At 59.8% G+C, this 15,266-nt stretch carries 16 protein-coding genes; 12 read left to right on the top strand and 4 right to left on the bottom strand.

What is annotated here, in order from left to right:
- Positions 1-100: 100 nt before the first annotated feature.
- Positions 101-682, bottom strand: a complete 582-nt coding sequence (locus ACS4RR_RS18315; RefSeq protein ID WP_003546927.1) for a LabA-like NYN domain-containing protein — start codon at positions 680-682, stop codon at positions 101-103.
- Between the two features lie 297 nt (positions 683-979).
- Between ACS4RR_RS18315 and rpoZ the strand changes: the two genes are divergently transcribed.
- From rpoZ to ACS4RR_RS18255, 12 genes are all read left to right on the top strand, one after another.
- Positions 980-1,384: a DNA-directed RNA polymerase subunit omega gene (gene rpoZ / locus ACS4RR_RS18310; RefSeq protein WP_017959757.1), complete on the top strand. Its 405-nt coding sequence runs from the start codon at positions 980-982 to the stop codon at positions 1,382-1,384.
- Between the two features lie 182 nt (positions 1,385-1,566).
- Positions 1,567-3,801, top strand: a complete 2,235-nt coding sequence (locus ACS4RR_RS18305) for a RelA/SpoT family protein (protein WP_017963662.1) — start codon at positions 1,567-1,569, stop codon at positions 3,799-3,801.
- Positions 3,802-3,985: 184 nt separating this feature from the next.
- Positions 3,986-4,135 (top strand): DUF3563 family protein, encoded by a 150-nt coding sequence (locus ACS4RR_RS18300; protein ID WP_003558084.1) that lies wholly within the window; start codon positions 3,986-3,988, stop codon positions 4,133-4,135.
- 161 nt (positions 4,136-4,296) lie between these two features.
- Positions 4,297-4,887, top strand: a complete 591-nt coding sequence (locus ACS4RR_RS18295) for a DUF2062 domain-containing protein (RefSeq protein ID WP_222384664.1) — start codon at positions 4,297-4,299, stop codon at positions 4,885-4,887.
- A 38-nt stretch (positions 4,888-4,925) separates the two neighbouring features.
- The gene (gene acpS / locus ACS4RR_RS18290) at positions 4,926-5,330 is read left to right on the top strand and encodes a holo-ACP synthase (protein WP_260110537.1); all 405 of its coding nucleotides are present in this window, start codon (positions 4,926-4,928) and stop codon (positions 5,328-5,330) included.
- A 248-nt stretch (positions 5,331-5,578) separates the two neighbouring features.
- Positions 5,579-6,322, top strand: coding sequence for a signal peptidase I (gene lepB, locus ACS4RR_RS18285; RefSeq protein ID WP_131702305.1), 744 nt, complete (start codon positions 5,579-5,581; stop codon positions 6,320-6,322).
- Positions 6,319-7,038 carry a ribonuclease III gene (gene rnc / locus ACS4RR_RS18280; protein ID WP_260110538.1) on the top strand — a complete coding sequence of 240 codons (720 nt, stop codon included), beginning with the start codon at positions 6,319-6,321 and terminating at the stop codon, positions 7,036-7,038. The genes lepB and rnc overlap by 4 nt, the downstream gene beginning before the upstream one ends.
- A 7-nt stretch (positions 7,039-7,045) precedes the next feature.
- Positions 7,046-7,987, top strand: a complete 942-nt coding sequence (era, locus tag ACS4RR_RS18275) for a GTPase Era (RefSeq protein WP_260110539.1) — start codon at positions 7,046-7,048, stop codon at positions 7,985-7,987.
- Positions 7,988-8,059: 72 nt separating this feature from the next.
- Positions 8,060-8,812: a Crp/Fnr family transcriptional regulator gene (locus tag ACS4RR_RS18270; RefSeq protein WP_260110540.1), complete on the top strand. Its 753-nt coding sequence runs from the start codon at positions 8,060-8,062 to the stop codon at positions 8,810-8,812.
- Positions 8,813-9,021: 209 nt separating this feature from the next.
- Positions 9,022-9,507 carry a response regulator gene (locus ACS4RR_RS18265; RefSeq protein WP_170257620.1) on the top strand — a complete coding sequence of 162 codons (486 nt, stop codon included), beginning with the start codon at positions 9,022-9,024 and terminating at the stop codon, positions 9,505-9,507.
- Between the two features lie 96 nt (positions 9,508-9,603).
- The gene (gene recO, locus ACS4RR_RS18260; RefSeq protein ID WP_407768577.1) at positions 9,604-10,374 is read left to right on the top strand and encodes a DNA repair protein RecO; all 771 of its coding nucleotides are present in this window, start codon (positions 9,604-9,606) and stop codon (positions 10,372-10,374) included.
- A gap of 101 nt (positions 10,375-10,475) precedes the next feature.
- Positions 10,476-11,471 (top strand): aldo/keto reductase, encoded by a 996-nt coding sequence (locus tag ACS4RR_RS18255; RefSeq protein WP_456189105.1) that lies wholly within the window; start codon positions 10,476-10,478, stop codon positions 11,469-11,471.
- Between the two features lie 68 nt (positions 11,472-11,539).
- On the opposite strand, the gene ACS4RR_RS18250 is transcribed toward ACS4RR_RS18255, so the two are convergent.
- From ACS4RR_RS18250 to ACS4RR_RS18240, 3 genes are all read right to left on the bottom strand, one after another.
- Entirely contained in the window at positions 11,540-12,397 is an 858-nt protein-coding gene (locus tag ACS4RR_RS18250) for an MOSC domain-containing protein (RefSeq protein ID WP_222281048.1), read from the bottom strand.
- Positions 12,398-12,406: 9 nt separating this feature from the next.
- Positions 12,407-13,051 carry an HD domain-containing protein gene (locus tag ACS4RR_RS18245; RefSeq protein WP_407767257.1) on the bottom strand — a complete coding sequence of 215 codons (645 nt, stop codon included), beginning with the start codon at positions 13,049-13,051 and terminating at the stop codon, positions 12,407-12,409.
- A gap of 264 nt (positions 13,052-13,315) precedes the next feature.
- The gene (locus ACS4RR_RS18240; RefSeq protein ID WP_456189104.1) at positions 13,316-15,220 is read right to left on the bottom strand and encodes a putative bifunctional diguanylate cyclase/phosphodiesterase; all 1,905 of its coding nucleotides are present in this window, start codon (positions 15,218-15,220) and stop codon (positions 13,316-13,318) included.
- Between the last annotated feature and the right edge of the window lie 46 nt (positions 15,221-15,266).

Genomic DNA, 15,266 nt, shown 5'->3' with positions numbered 1-15,266 from the left:
ATGGTCGCCATCCGCCAGGTTTTCATCACTTGTTTCGAACGGCGCGCCAGAAGCCCGCGGCGCTTTGACGAGCCAGTCGGCTTCGAAGTGTAAAACCCGCTTAGTCCTCGAAATCGCTGGCCGGGGCGACTTCGGCCGGGCGTGGCGCCCGCTCCGAGGGATCGCGACCGATTTCAGCCTTCAGAGACAAGAGGTCGATAAAATGATCGGCCTGACGGCGCAGGTCGTCGGCGATCATCGGCGGCTGCGTCGCCATGGTTGAGATCACCGAGACCTTGCGGCCTCTGCGCTGCAACGCCTCGACCAGGTTCGTGAAGTCGCCGTCGCCCGAGAAGATGACGAGGTGATCGACCGTTTCGGACTGTTCCATCGCGTCGATCGCAAGCTCGATGTCCATGTTGCCCTTGATCTTTCGGCGACCCATGGAATCCGTGAATTCCTTGGCAGGCTTGGTGACGACTTTGTAGCCGTTATAGTCGAGCCAGTCGATCAGCGGCCGGATTGATGAATATTCCTGATCCTCGATCAGCGCGGTATAATAATAGGCACGCAGCAGATATCCGCGTTTTTGGAATGCCTTCAGGAGCTTGCGGTAATCTATATCAAAGCCGAGGCTCTTGGATGCAGCGTAGAGGTTGGCGCCGTCAATGAAGAGTGCAATTTTCTCGCGTGGGTCAAACATCGCTTACCAATCCAATGAGAGCAATCGAAATCAGAAGGCATCAAACCTCAATAAAAACAATAGCTTGTGTTTCAATTTCGACCTGATCCTTACTTTATGAATTATTCATATATGAAAGATTTAGGGCACGATTCGACATATTCCAAGCAACCTTCGGTGGAAATATGACATTCTCCATGGAAATTTAGCTCAGCCACGGATAAAGGCGAGGGGAGGCGGAATGAAAAACTTGTATTTGCCCGGTTTTAATTGTATCGGGCGTGTTAATCCCGAAATGACGACCGTAAAGGACAGGCAATGGCCCGTGTCACAGTTGAAGATTGCATCGACAAGGTGGAGAACCGCTTCGAGCTGGTTCTGCTCGCCAGCCACCGCGCCCGGCTGATTTCCCAGGGTGCCTCGATCACCATCGATCGCGACAACGACAAGAATCCTGTGGTGGCCCTGCGCGAAATCGCCGACGAGACGCTTTCGCCCGACGACCTCAAGGAAGATCTGATCCATTCGCTGCAGAAGCATGTCGAAGTCGACGAGCCCGAGCCCGATCCGGCAAGCATGATCGCCGCCGGCGGTGCCACTGCGGCCGACAGCGAAGAGCAGGACGACGTGCCGGAGACGATCACTTTCGACCAGATGTCGGAAGAAGAGCTGCTTGCCGGCATCGAAGGCCTCGTGCCGCCGGAAAAGAGCGACGACTACTAAGCGCGCAGGCGGGACCTCCGGTCGCATCGGTCAGATGCAGACCTGAAAAAGCGGCATGCGGCGCAAAAGAGCGATGATTACCAATCGTCAATCTTGCACCTTTATTGCTTAGGCATATTATTGCCCATGTGTGCGCCAATCGTTGATTGGCGCGCTTTTATTTTTATCGGAGTGGCTTTGGAATGATGCGGCAGTACGAGCTCGTGGAGCGGGTTCAGCAATACAAGCCCGATGCCAATGAAGCACTGCTGAACAAAGCCTATGTCTATGCCATGCAGAAGCATGGCCAGCAAAAGCGCGCGAGCGGCGATCCCTATATTTCCCATCCGCTCGAGGTCGCCGCGATCCTCACCGACATGCATCTCGATGAATCGACGATCGCGGTCGCCCTTCTGCACGATACGATCGAGGATACGACGGCGACGCGCGCCGAGATCGACGAGCTGTTCGGCGAGGATATCGGCCGGCTGGTCGAGGGTCTGACGAAGATCAAGAAGCTCGATCTCGTCACCAAAAAGGCCAAGCAGGCGGAAAACCTGCGCAAGCTGCTGCTCGCCATATCAGACGATGTGCGCGTGCTGCTCGTCAAGCTTGCCGATCGCCTGCACAATATGCGCACCCTCGATCACATGTCGGCCGACAAGCGTGCCCGCATCTCCGAGGAGACGATGGAAATCTATGCGCCGCTCGCCGGCCGCATGGGCATGCAGGACATGCGCGAGGAACTCGAGGAACTCTCCTTCCGCCATATGAACCCGGAAGCCTACGAGACCGTCACCAAAAGGCTGGAAGAGCTTTCGAAGCGCAACGAGGGCATCGTCAAGAAGATCGAGGCCGAACTGCGCGACCTTCTGGTCGCAAGCGGCCTGACGAGCGCCTATGTCACGGGCCGGCAGAAGAAGCCCTATTCGGTCTTCCGCAAGATGCAGTCGAAGTCGCTTTCCTTCGAGCAGCTTTCCGATGTCTACGGCTTCCGCCTGATCGTCGAGGACATCCCGTCCTGTTACCGGGCGCTCGGCATCGTCCACACGCGCTGGCGCGTCGTGCCCGGCCGCTTCAAGGACTATATCTCGACGCCGAAGCAGAACGATTACCGGTCGCTGCACACCACCATCGTCGGCCCCTCCAGCCAGCGCATCGAACTGCAGATCCGCACCAAGCGCATGCACGAAATCGCCGAATTCGGCATCGCCGCCCACACGCTCTATAAGGACGGCGCCACCAATGCCGATGGCGACATCCTGTCCCGCGAATCCAATGCCTATTCTTGGCTGCGTCATACGATCGAGGCCCTGGCCGAGGGCGACAGCCCGGAAGAGTTCCTCGAACACACCAAGCTCGAGCTCTTCCAGGACCAGGTTTTCTGCTTCACGCCGAAGGGCAAGTTGATTGCCCTGCCGCGCGGCGCCACCCCGATCGATTTCGCTTATGCAGTGCACACCAATATCGGCGACACCACGGTGGGCGCCAAGATCAACGGCCGTATCATGCCGCTGGTGACGCGGCTTGCAAATGGCGACGAGGTCGAGATCATCCGCTCCGGCGTGCAGGTTCCGCCCGCTGCTTGGGAGGAGATCGTCGTGACCGGCAAGGCGCGCGCCGCCATCCGCCGCGCCACCCGCATGGCGATCCGCAAGCAATATGCCGGCCTCGGCCACCGCATTCTCGAGCGCACCTTCAACAGGGCCGGCAAGATCTTCTCGCGCGAGGCGATGAAGCCGGCGCTGCCCCGTCTCGGCCAGAAGGATGTCGAGGATGCGATCGCCGCCGTCGGCCGCGGCGAGATGTCCTCGCTCGACGTGTTGCGCGCCGTCTATCCCGATCATCAAGATGAGCGCGTCACCGTGAAGCCGTCGGGCGATGACGGCTGGTTCAACGTTCGCAGCGCCGCCGGCATGATCTTCAAGATCCCCGGCAAGACCAAGACAGGGCACGACGGCGGCCATTCGGAAATCGACGCCGATGCCGATATCGGGCCGATCCGCGGCCTGTCCGGCAATGTCGACGTCAAGTTCGCGCCGACCGGCGCCGTGCCCGGTGATCGCATCGTCGGCATCATGGATCAGGGCAAGGGTATCACCATCTATCCGATCCAGTCGCCGAGCCTGCAGCGCTTCGACGATCAGCCCGACCGCTGGATCGACGTGCGCTGGGACCTCGACGAAGCCAACAAGTCGCGTTTCATGGCGCGCATCATGGTGAATGGGTTGAATGAACCCGGTACGCTTGCCAAGGTCGCCCAGACGGTTGCAGGCCTCGACGTCAATATCCGCTTGCTGAATACGGTGCGGGTGGCCGCCGATTTCACCGAAATGATGATCGAGGTCGAGGTCTGGGACCTGCGTCAGCTCAACCAGTTGCTCGCCCAGATGAAGGAACTGGATTGTATCGCCACGGTCCGGCGCCTCTACGAGTAAGCTTTTGTTAAGCCGCCCCAGAGGGTTGGCCGAAAAATTGCACATTTTATAATCGGAGCGGCGCATCAACGGGGCAAGAGATGCGTTGAGTGCATGGCTGCGTCCATGTTGCGGCGGTGGTAATTAACCTCTTTCGGCCCTATCTTCTGGTCATCGAAACGTAAACAGAAGATGAGACAAGATAATGTTTGACCCTATCAAGAAATTCGCACGTGCCTTCCGCGCTCCGACCACACAGGAACGTGAAATGGCTTATTTGAACGGCTCGCTCGATCGTATTGATCTCGAGTTTCGTCAGCGCCAGGTCGACCGCGGTCTGTTCCGCAATCGCTGATACCGAACTTTATACTTGAGACGAGTGAGGGACGTTATGCATAACGGATGCCCCTGGGCATGAAGAAGCTCCTCTTCGCAGAGAGAAATGAGGGGTGGTTTTTTGAGCGGTATCATTTGCCGCTCTTGTCATGGTGGTGTGCGCTGCACTAAATACCGGCCATGTTGTTTCGCCGTCGCAAGCCTGCGGGATTCAAGGAAAAGATGCGGGAGCTTTTATGGCCTCGCAAAGGTTTCCTTCGCCCGATCCGTTACCTGACAATGCGCATCCTGCGCCTGAGCGCTTCGCCGCATGCGGTTGCCGCCGGCGTCGCTGCGGGTGTCTTCGTCTCGTGGACGCCTTTCATCGGCGTGCATTTTGTCATGGCTTTCGTCATCACCTATTTCCTCTCCGGCAGCATGGTGGCCGCCGCCCTCGGTTGCGCCGCTTTCGGCAATCCGCTGACCTATCCCTTCATCTGGGGCATCACCTGGGAAATCGGGCATTTGCTGTTGAACCGCGAGGATCATCTGGCCGGTCAGACGGTGGATCTCGCTGCCCTTTTTCACAAGCTGAACTTCGCTGAGCTGTGGAAGCCCGTGCTGGAGCCGATGCTGGTTGGCGCCATTCCGCCGGCGGCCGTCACCTCCGTTGCGCTCTATGCGCTGACGTTCTACACCGTGAAGGGTTTTCAGACGCGCCGCCACATACGGCTGATGGAGCGGGCGCGCCTGCGTCTTGCCAGTCTGGCCGGCGATATGCCGAGCGTATGAACCTGATCGAGAATTCTTAAGGGACGGAAGGTTCCGGCATGATCATCGGCATTGGCAGCGATTTGATCGACATTCGCCGTGTCGAGAAATCCATCGAGCGCTTTGGCGAGCGCTTCACCCATCGCTGCTTTACCGAGATCGAGCGCGCGCGTTCCGACCGCCGGGCAAACCGTGCCGAATCTTATGCCAAGCGTTTCGCCGCCAAGGAGGCCTGTTCCAAGGCGCTCGGCACCGGCATGGCGCAGGGCGTCTTCTGGAAGGACATGGGCGTCGTCAACCTGCCGAGCGGCAAGCCGACCATGGTATTATCAGGCGGCGCCGCCCTGATCCTCGAATCGCTGCTGCCCGCGGGCCACAGGCCCGCCATTCATTTGACAATAACGGATGATTATCCCTTGGCGCAGGCCTTCGTCATTATCGAGGCGTTGCCCGAGAGCCTTTGATCGCGACCTCGGGAGCTGTTGATCGCGACCTCTCGTCGCTTTTGGTGTTGTCGCCATTGCCGCAACCGACCGAAGCCGCTAGAACAGGATGATTTCAGGCCAATCGGCCTAAAATCTGAATCCTGTTCTAGATTAAAGAATTAGAGCATGATGTCGTCCGAAAACCGCTCACACTTTTCGGCATCATGCTCTAGAGAGAACGACAGAAAGAACTGCGCCGCCGCGGCGTCTTGAAGGAATAAGACTGCGTGTCCGAAAAAGTCGAAGCCAAGCCGAATGCCCTCTGGGAAAATATCAAAGTCATCATCCAGGCGCTGATTTTGGCGATGGTGATCCGTACGGTGCTGTTCCAGCCCTTTACCATTCCCTCCGGTTCGATGATGCCGACGCTGCTCGTCGGCGACTACATCTTCGTCAACAAGTTCGCTTACGGCTATTCGAAATATTCGCTGCCCTTCTCGCCTGACGTCTTCAGCGGCCGCCTGTTCGGCGCCGATCCGAAGCGTGGCGACATCGTCGTCTTCCGCTTCCCGCCAAACCCCGAGATCGATTACATCAAGCGCTGCATCGGCCTGCCGGGTGACCATATCCAGGTTACCGACGGCGTGCTCTACGTTAACGGCAAGCCGGTTCCGAAGGTGGCGGACGGCAGCTTCACCTCGGATTACAAGCTTGATCCGGGTGCAGATGTGCCGGTGTTCCGCGAAACGCTCGACAACGGCAAGACCTATGACACGCTTGATCAGTCTCCGGTATCGCGCGGCGACAATACCCGCGAGTTCATCGTGCCGGAAGGCCACTATTTCATGATGGGCGATAACCGCGACAACTCGCTCGACAGCCGCTTTGACGTCGGCTTCGTGCCTGCGGAAAATCTTGTCGGCCGCGCCAGCGTCATCTTCTTCTCGCTCGGCAACGATACCTCCTTCCGCGAAATCTGGAAGTGGCCGACGAACATGCGTTGGGACCGCCTCTTCAAGGTTGTTGAATGAGTAAGGCGCAGACGCTTTCTGCGGCGGAACGCGCAAAGCTTGAAGGCCTGATCGGTCATGACTTCGCTGATAAGGAACGCCTGGATCGCGCGCTGACCCATGCCAGCGCCCGCATCGAAAAGGGCAGCAATTACGAACGGCTGGAATTCCTCGGCGACAGGGTCCTCGGGCTCTGCATCGCCGAGCTTCTGTTCCGCACTTTCGGCACGGCGGGAGAAGGCGAGCTCTCGGTTCGCCTCAACCAGCTCGTTAGTGCTGAAACCTGTGCGGCGGTCGCCGACGAGCTCAATCTTCACCTCTATATCCGCACAGGCGCCGATGTGAAGAAATTGACCGGCAAGCGCATGATGAACGTGCGCGCCGACGTCGTCGAAAGCCTGATCGCCGCGATCTATCTCGACGGCGGCCTCGAAGTTGCCCGCCGGTTCATTCTGCGTTACTGGCAGGGCAGGGCGGTGCGGGCCGATGGCGCCAAGCGCGACGCCAAGACCGAGCTGCAGGAATGGTCGCACGCGAAATTCGGCGTCACGCCAATCTACCGGGTTGATGAACGCAGCGGACCGGATCATGATCCGCGCTTCAAGGTGACGGTGGAAGTTGCTGGCATTAAGCCCGAAACCGGCGTAGAGCGGTCGAAGCGTGCCGCCGAACAGGTCGCGGCAACGAAGATGCTTGAGCGCGAAGGCATTTGGCAGCAATCGCCTGCCGGAAACTGACGGGACAATGACACAAGAAGAAGATATCGCGGCCGAAGCTGCCGCAGAAACCAATGGTCCGACGCATTCGGGCTTCGTCGCGCTGATCGGGGCGACCAATGCCGGCAAGTCGACGCTGGTGAACCGCCTCGTCGGCGCCAAGGTCTCGATCGTCAGCCATAAGGTGCAGACGACGCGGGCCATCGTTCGCGGCATCGCGATCCACGACAATGCCCAGATCGTCTTCATGGATACGCCTGGTATCTTCAAGCCGCGCCGCCGGCTTGACCGTGCCATGGTGACCTCGGCCTGGGGCGGTGCGAGGGATGCCGATCTGATCGTACTGCTGATCGACAGCGAGCGCGGCCTGCGCGGCGATGCCGAAGCCATCCTCGAAGGCCTCAAGGAAGTCCGGCAGCCGAAGATCCTGCTGCTCAACAAGATCGACCGCGTCAACCGTGAGGATCTGCTGGCACTGGCCGCCGCCGCCAACGAGAAGATCGCTTTCGAGCGCACTTTCATGGTCTCCGCCGAAAACGGCTCCGGCTGCGACGACGTCATGGACTATCTGGCGAAAACGCTCCCGGAGGGGCCGTGGTATTATCCGGAAGACCAGATCTCCGATCTGCCGATGCGCCAGCTCGCTGCCGAGATCACCCGCGAGAAGCTGTTTCTGCGCCTGCATCAGGAGCTTCCCTACGCCTCGCATGTCGAAACGGAGAAGTGGGAAGAGCGCAAGGACGGCTCGGTGCGGATCGAGCAGGTGATCTATCTTGAGCGCGACAGCCAGAAGAAGATTGCGCTCGGCAAGGGTGGTGAAACGATCAAGGCGATCTCGACTGCGTCCCGCAAGGAATTGTCGGAGATCCTCGAACAGCCGGTCCATCTCTTTCTGTTCGTCAAGGTTCGCGAGAATTGGGGTGATGATCCCGAGCGGTTCCGTGAAATGGGTCTCGATTTTCCGAAATAAGCATGGCAAGGATGTCATCGGGTAGACGCTGGCCCCTGCTGGCGCGCCGGTTTTGCGACGGCAAGGGTACGTATGGCGACGTCGAGACCCATCAATTCGTTCAAGACGCCATGCGAGCAATGTCCTTTGCGGCCGCTGCCGCATTTCAGAGAGTTCAGCCGCGACGAGCTGGAATTCGTCTCGAGCTTCAAAAGGGGTGAGCTTGCCGTCGATGCCGGCTCCACCATTCTCGTCGAGGGAGCCCATAGCGCTCATCTCTTCACGGTGCTCTCCGGCTGGGGCTTCCGCTACAAGATGCTGGAGGACGGGCGTCGCCAGATTCTGAACTATATCATGCCGGGCGACCTGATCGGACTGCAGGGAACCATCGGCGGCGAGATGCAGCATTCCGTTGAAGCGCTTTCACCCGTTTCGCTCTGTGTCTTCGAAAGAGACAGGCTGATGACGCTCTACAACAAGCACGCCTCGCTCGCCTTCGACATTACCTGGATCGCCGCGCGCGAGGAGCGCATCCTGGATGAGCATCTCTTGAGCATCGGCCGCCGCACGGCGCTGGAAAGAGCAGCCTACCTGATCGCTTTCCTGTTTGAGCGCGGCCGGAAGCTCAATATTTTCAACGGCCGCAAATTTATCCCCATCACCCAGCAGCACATTGCCGACACGCTCGGTCTCTCCATCGTTCACACCAACAAAACCTTGAAAAAGCTCAGCGAACGTGGGTTGATCCGCTGGCAGGAGCGCGGCTGCGAGGTGCTGAACGGCGAGGAATTGATGGTCATCGCCAGCTGGGAAGGGCTTGGAGAGGGCAAACGCCCGTTCATCTAAAGCGCGTCGCGATCTTTCAGATTCGCTCCTGGCGCTTCAGGTCTTTGTTTTACGCATGTCGTTGTCGCAAGACCGCTGCACAGTTTTGCCCGACATGCTTTAGCCAAGCGGTCTGGTTATGTCTTTTTTAAATGCAGATTAGCAGCAGGGAAAATAAGGTCAGTCGACATCTTTCCTCCGATTTTGATTCTTATCGACCGGGCAGAAAAATGGTTTATTCAGAAAAGGTGGCGGAATTCACCGATAGCGTGCCATGCGGGGCACCGGAGGGCAATGATGTTGGCGAAATGGCCGGGGCGCTGCGACAGGTGCCCGACGAGGGGCATGGAATCATGAGCGCAATCCGTGTTCTGGTTCTTGAAGACAGTCTGATCATCGCGATGGAGGCGGAAGATATTTTGCGCCTGGCAGGCGTCGAGAGCATCGATATCGTCGGCAGTTTGGACCAGGCGAGGGCTGCCATCGCTGCGGAGAAATATGATTTTGCCCTCCTCGACGTCAATCTCGGCGAGGGCATGAGCTTCGGATTTGCCCGCCATCTTGTCGATCTCGGCATCCCCTTCGGCTTCGTCAGCGGCTATTCCGATACCGGCGATTTCCCGTCCGACCTGCAGCACATACCGCTTCTGGTGAAACCTTTCGACGAAACGGCGATGCGTGAATTCCTGCAGAGGCTTTTCCCGACTGTAGCCTGACCCCATCCATGACAGGTGGTCCATGACAGAAGTGGTCCATGACAGAAACCGGGCCTTGGATTAAGATGGATTCGTCAGCCGCAGGGACTTCTTTCGATGCAATGGCAGGATCAGGCGATCATTCTGGGCGTCAAGCGCCACGGCGAGACGAGTGTCATTGCCGAGGTGATGACGCGTGATCGCGGCCGCCATCTCGGCCTGGTGCGTTCCGGCCGCTCGCGCGCCATGCAGCCGGTGCTGCAGGCGGGCAATGCCGTCGAGGTCATCTGGCGTGCCCGGCTTGATGAGCATCTCGGCGAATTCCGCGTCGAGCCGGTGACGCTCCGCGCCGCCCGCCTGATGGAAACCGCGACTGCCGTCTACGGTGTCCAGGCGATGGGCGCGCTGCTGCGGCTGCTGCCGGAGCGTGACCCGCATCCGCACCTCTTCGATGCGCTGGAGGTCATCCTCGATCACTTGCACAACCCGGCCGATGCCGGCGAACTCTTCGTACGCTTCGAACTTGCGGTGCTGAATGATCTCGGCTTCGGCCTCGATCTTGCCGAATGCGCCGCGACCGGCACCCGTTCCGATCTCGTCTATGTCTCGCCGAAATCCGGCCGCGCCGTCAGCCGCGCGGCGGGTGCGCCCTGGGCGGACAAAATGCTGCTCCTGCCGCCGTTCCTCAGCGTCGAAGGCAATCATGCGGCCGACTTCGATAGTCTTTCAGCCGCATTCCGTCTGACAGGGTTCTTTCTGCATCGCCATGTCTACGAGCCGCGCGGCATCGAGGCCGCAGCGGCCCGCGACGGCTTCGTTCAGGCGGCGCTCAAGGCGCTTAATCCAGCCTTGCGGACGCTTTCCGGCCCGAAAGGTATTTCAGCCTGACCTCGTTTTTTGCGGGTGCAAAACATCCTCCAGATTTGGCGGTTTACCTGCCCATGCGCGCTTCCTATGTCTTCAAAGGATTGCCAATCAAGGAGGACCTCATGCTGACCAAGACCGCATCACCGACGACGATCACGCTCTGGAACGGCCGCGAAATTCCGCGCCTCGGCATGGGATGCTGGGCGATCGGCGGTCCCTTCTTCGCCGGCAACACCCCGCTCGGCTGGGGCGATGTCGACGACGATGAATCCGTGGAAGCGATCAACCGTGCCATCGAACGCGGCATCCGCTTCTTCGATACGGCCTCGAACTACGGCGCCGGCCACTCGGAGGAAGTGCTCGGCCGGGCGATCGGCAATCGCGACGATATCGTCGTCGCCACCAAGTTCGGCTTCGCCACCGATCCGGAAACCAAGCAGGCAACCGGCGCCTTCGCCGATGAGGCCTTCATCCGCCGTTCGGTCGAGACCTCGTTGCGCCGCCTTAAGCGCGATCGTCTCGATCTCCTGCAGTTCCATCTCAATGATTTTCGGCTGGATCAATCGGATGCCGTCTTCGATACGCTGGAGGCGCTGCGCGCCGAAGGCAAGATCGACGCGTTCGGCTGGAGCACCGATTTTCCCGATCGCGCCGCCCGTCATACCGGCCGCCAGGGCTACGTCTCGGTCCAGCATACGATGAACGTCTTCGAGCCGGTGCCGGAGATGATCGCGGTGATCGAGGGGAAGGGGCTTATCTCTATCAATCGCGGTCCGCTGGCCATGGGTCTGCTGACCGGCAAGTTCACCGCTGACAAGGCAGTGGGCGCCAAGGACGTCCGCGGTGCAGCCCTCGACTGGATGGTCTATTTCAAGGATGGCCGCATGGCCCCGGAATTCGCGGCAAGGCTCGATGCCGTCCGCGATCTCCTGACATCGGGCGGTCGCACGCTGACGCAGGGCGCGCTTGCCTGGCTCTGGGCACGCTCGCCGCGCACCCTTCCCATCCCGGGTTTCCGCACCGTCGCCCAGGTGGAGGAAAATGCCGGCGCGCTGGAGAAGGGACCCCTGCCGGCCGATGTCATGGCAGGCATCGACACCGCACTCGGGCGCGTGTGACGCTCTAACTCTTTGTTTTTACGCAATTCCGGACGGAAAACCGCTTCGCACTTTTCCTGGAATTGTTTTTATGCCGCGACGCGACGCTTGAGCGCCCAGCCTTCCGGCCTCTCTTCAATGATGCTGACGGTGTCACCGATCGTGATCCTGCCACCGCCGCGTGGCGTGACATTCCAGCCGAAGAGCGGGCCGGGCACGCGCCGGTCGGCCGACATGCGGATGCGGCCTATGGCCGGCATCGGGTTTGGTCCCTCGCGTGAACCGGTCATCTGGTCCTGCGTCGTCATGATGCAGCGGGAGCAGGGTTTGACGAGATCGAAGCGGATACCGGCGATCTCGATCGCCGCCCAGCGGTCCTCCGGCCAGGCTTCGTCGGTATCGATGACGATGTTCGGACGGAAGCGTTCCATGCCGACACTGCCTTCGCCATGGGCGGCGAGGTCGGCATTCAATGCCTTCAGCGAGCCCGTCGTCGTCACCAGGATCTGATAGCCGTCGGTAAAGGTGACGGGCGTGCCTTTGCCGGCCCATTCGGCATTCGCCGTCCGCCGCGCCTGGCCGTCGAAAAAGACTAGGCGCACCTCGCGACCGAGCCATTCGGAAAGCTGCCGGTTGCTCTCTGGATCGGCGGCGGCGGCGCTGACGGCGGATTTCCACACGATCACATCCATGCGGGTTTCAGGCTGAGGCGCTGCTACCGATATGTCCGCTTTCCCCTGCATCAGCAGCCGAAAGGCGCTTGCCTCCGGTCGCACCTCGATGCGTGCGAGATCCGGCAGTTCGCGTTGGGTGATGAAGTGACCCTGCGCATCGGTGATCATCGCCCGCCGGTCGCCGGGAAGCCCATAGGCGTCGATGTCGGCGGCCGGCAGCGCAATGCCGCGGGCGCTCTTGAGCGGGTAGATGAAGAGGTCGCTGACACGCATGTTATGCTCCTAGATCTCATCCATGAAGGCCGAGAGGAAGTCGCGCAAGCTTTTGTCACGCGCAGCCGCCAGCCTGCGGCCGGTCTCGGTCTGGAATCCTTCCGCCAGTTTGAACAGCTTCGTCTGGAAATGGTCAATGGCATAACGCTTGTCATCGAGCGGGCGGTCTGCCGCCGTGGGGTCGATCGGATCGTAGAGCCCAGATCCCAGTCGGCCGGCAATATAGAAGCAGCGGGCGACGCCGATCATGCCGATCGCATCCAGCCGGTCGGCATCCTGCAGGATCTTCGCCTCCAGCGTCTGCGGCGCCACCCCGGCCGAGAAACTGTGCGCGGTGATTGCGTGTGCCACGGCTTCGATATCCGTGGCGCTCCAGCCGAGTTTCGCCAGGATCGCCGAAGCCTTCTGCGCCGCCAAAGCCGATGCTTTTGCCCGCAGCGGCGAATTCTTCTCGACGGCGACGCAGTCGTGCAGCAGCACGGAAGCGGCAAGCACCCGCCCGTCGCCGCCTTCTCCCTCATGGATGCGCATGGCATTCCTGAAGACGCGCAGGATGTGGGCAAGGTCGTGCGAGCCGTCGTCGCCGTCGGCCGCATGCGCAATCAACGCCGCGGCAAGCGTTTCATGTGGAGAGAAGGCTTCAGTCTCGAACATTGCGCCACCTGTCATGAGGAAGATCGTTTTCCGCCGACAGGGCATCGGCGCGGAAGTGGATGCGGGCGGGTAAAAGAATGCGACAACCAGATCTCGGAATCACAGCCGATTTTCTGGAGCATGATGCCGAAAAGTGTGAGCGGTTTTCGGGCGACATCATGCTCTAACTATATATTGTAGAACAGGATTCAGATTGTAGGCCGACTCGGCCTGAAATCATCCTGTTCTAACGGCTTGCCGTGCGAGTCGCAATCGAGGGGGATCTCAGTGCTTGGCTTCAGGAAGACGCATCATGCCGCCGTTCTTCGGCGACAGGGAGAGAAGATGAGGCACGTCATGCGCCGGTCTCGGCGGACTGATGTGATAGCCCTGGATCTCGTCGCATTCCTCGCATTCGAGCAGCGCCAGCTGCGCGGCCGTCTCGACGCCCTCGACGGTGACGCGCATGCCGAGCGCATCGCCAAGCAGGATGATCGCGTGCATGATCGCATGCGCTTCCCTGTTGTCGACGATATCGTTGACGAAGGATTTATCGATCTTGATCTTGTCGAAGGGGAAGCTCGAGAGGTAACTCAATGAGGAATAGCCGGTTCCGAAATCGTCCATCGAGATGCGGATGCCGCGCTCCTTCAGCGCATGCAGGATCGGCAGCACTTCGCTCAGATTTTCCATCAACACGCTCTCGGTGATTTCGAGTTCAAGCCGCGACGGCGACAGCGCGGAGGCGGCAAGCGCCTCGCCGACATCTCGCGTCAGGTCGCTGCTACTGAATTGGATTGCCGAAACGTTGACGGCGACCTTGATGTCCTGCGGCCATTGCGCTGCATCGTTGCAGGCCCGGCGCAAAACCCAACGGCCGATATCGACGATGAGGCCGACTTCTTCGGCAAGCGGAATGAAATCCATCGGCGGAACGCGGCCTCGAACCGGGTGGTTCCAGCGGATCAAAGCTTCGAAGCCGCAAATGCGCCGCTGCGAGAGGTCATAAAGCGGCTGGTAATGCAGCTCGAATTCCTCGTTCCCTACGGCTGCTCTGAGGTCCGCCTCCAGCGCGTGGCTCAGTTGCATCTGCGCTTCCATCTCGCTGGCGAAGAAACGCTCTTGTTTGCGCCCGTCGGCCTTGGCATGTGACAGCGCCACGCTGGCATTCTTCAGCAGGATATCGGTTTCCTCGCCATCATCAGGGGCGATTGCGATGCCCATGGAAACGCTGAGCTCCACCCGTCTTTCGCCGTGGAGGAATGGTTCGGAAAGCTCACGGCGGATCCGTTCGACAAGCGCCGTCACGTTCCACGGCTGCTGCTTGCCCGCCTGCAAGATGGCGAATTCGTCCGAGCCGAGGCGCGCCAGGGTGTTTTCCGAACCGGCGGAGGCGCGGATGCGCTCGGTGACCTGCTGCAGGATCTTGTCGCCGACCGACACGCCCATCGTGTTGTTGATCGATTTGAACCGGTCGAGATTGAGGTGAACAAGGGCGATCTGCTGATCTGGCCTGCGCTCTGTGAGCGTCGCATCGACCTGCTCGCGGAAATGGATGCGGTTCGGAAGGCCGGTCAGCGGGTCGTGGTGGGCGAGATAGGTGATACGCTCGGCCGCCCTTCGATCCTCGGTAATATCGGCATGAATGGAAATGTTGCTGCCGTCGGAAAGGATGGTCACCATGCTCTGGATGATGCGGCCATCGTCCATCAACCATTCGCGCCGACGGAGACGACTGCTTCTTGCTGTTGCGGAGGAATGTCGCCCGGTCCGTCGGCGGAGCTTGGCGCTGGCGCTCTCAGTGCCGCGCATTTTGGCCGTGAGATCGGCGATTGTCGCGCCGGCAGTGACATCTTCGTCTGTCAGGTCGAAGAGCTGACGGAAACGGATGTTGGAAAGCGTCAGCCGTTGTTCGGCGTCGAAGACGCTGAGACCGAGCGGCAGGTTGTTGAGAATGATTTCGAAGAGTTTTTTCTGTCCGTCGAATGCCTGACTGAGGGCTGATATATTGCCTCTCAGCACATGGTTTTCCCGCAGCAGCGTTTCCGCGCTTCTCTCGATTTCGTCATAGTCGCTTTCATGGACGCGATAGGTCGCGATCACAAAATCCATCAGGCGCTGCGCATCGATCGATCCATCGTCGGTGACGGCCTGGGTGCATTGCTGCCAGAAAAGCGCCTCAGCTTTCATGTGCACGCATCTTGCGCAGCAATCGCGATCGCAATGACCAAAAGCG

This window comes from Rhizobium zaerense, assembly GCF_051810725.1.
Classification (GTDB): Bacteria; Pseudomonadota; Alphaproteobacteria; order Rhizobiales; family Rhizobiaceae; genus Rhizobium; species Rhizobium leguminosarum_I.
Note: the sequence above shows the minus strand (reverse complement) of the source record. Positions and strands in the feature narration are given on the sequence as shown.